The organism is Campylobacter concisus, from assembly GCF_002092845.1.
Lineage (GTDB): Bacteria > Campylobacterota > Campylobacteria > Campylobacterales > Campylobacteraceae > Campylobacter_A > Campylobacter_A concisus_AQ.
Window position 1 is genome coordinate 1 of sequence record NZ_LVXF01000026.1, and the last position, 1,311, is coordinate 1,311.

The 1,311-nt window shown below is 34.3% G+C and carries 1 protein-coding gene and 1 pseudogene; both read right to left on the reverse strand.

What is annotated here, in order from left to right; translation table 11 throughout:
• A pseudogene (locus tag A3854_RS06065) lies at positions 1 to 630 on the reverse strand (sensor histidine kinase); the annotation flags it as partial.
• Entirely contained in the window at positions 614 to 1,282 is a 669-nt protein-coding gene (locus tag A3854_RS06070) for a response regulator transcription factor (RefSeq protein ID WP_084041745.1), read from the reverse strand. The pseudogene A3854_RS06065 and the gene A3854_RS06070, both read right to left, overlap by 17 nt.
• Between the last annotated feature and the right edge of the window lie 29 nt (positions 1,283 to 1,311).

Below are 1,311 nucleotides of genomic sequence, written 5' to 3' on the forward strand. Positions count from 1 at the left end.
ATCTTCGTAGGTTATTTGCATCTGTTTTAGGGCGTTTTTGATGCGAGTTATATACTTGTTTTCAAGCCCAAGCATCTCAAGATTCATACCAGCTACACCAAGTGGAGTCTTTAGCTCATGCATGGCGTCATTAAAGAAGTTGTTCATATACTTTTGAAACTCTTTATAAGGCTTAACGCTACTTAGATATAAAAAATAGACGATAAAAAGCACCGCTACAAGGATGACAAGGAGCATAAGTGCCGCTAGAAATATACTTTTTTCATTATCAAGCTCTTTTTCAACGACAATGTAATAAGGCGTTTTATCCTTTATAAAAAAGCTTTTATAAAACAAGCAGCCATTTTCTTCAAGTGTTACAAATTTAAAGTTGCTTGGCTGCCTGGAGAGATTTGAAATAATTGGATTAAAATTTACATCATAGATCGCAAATTTATAATTTAAAGAAGGAGTTATATTTTCATTTTTTAAAAACGAATTTTTGATAATAGTTTCATGCTTCATCGCACCAAAAAGTGCTTTTGAAGTACTGTTTTTTTGGCTTAAATTTAAGATCACAAAGCTTTGAAAACAAAAAAGCGACATTATGACAAATGTCGCTATGATCTGGATCTTAAAGCTCTTGTGCATCTATCTTGTAGCCTATACGCCTCTTTGAAGTGATAAAGTCACTAGTTGTTTTGTTTCTTATCTTTAAAACATGCATTCTGATATCAGCGCCTTCTATCTCTTTATCATTCCAGACAAGATCTCTTAGTTCTTCCATGCTGACGTAAGAATTTAGATGTGAAACTAGACACTCAACAAGTGCGACTTCTTTTGCACTAAGATCGACCATTTTGCCGTTTTTAAATAGCGCACGCTTGTTTAGATTAAAGCTAAACTCGTCATTGATCTTTACTATGTTTTTATCGTCAGTTCCATAGTATTTTCTCATAAGCTCAGCTACTCTAAATTTAAGCTCAGCAAGCTCAAATGGCTTTTTTAGGTATTCGTTACAGCCAAGCTCGTAGCCAATAGCCATATCGTCTATATCAACTAAAGATGTTGTTATCATGATAGGAGCGTTTGGATTTAAGCTCCTTATGTACTTGATAACCTCATGTCCATTTACGCCAGGGACTTTTATATCAAGTATAAAAAGATGATAGAAATTTTTCTCTATCAGATCACACGCCTCTTGGCCATCGCTCACTGCTGTAACTTCATAACCAAGCGTCTGCAAAAACTCACAGACGCTCTCTTGAAACCCTAAATCATCTTCTAAAAGCAAAATTTTCAAATCTCTCTCCTAAAAAATAAGTCTTATTA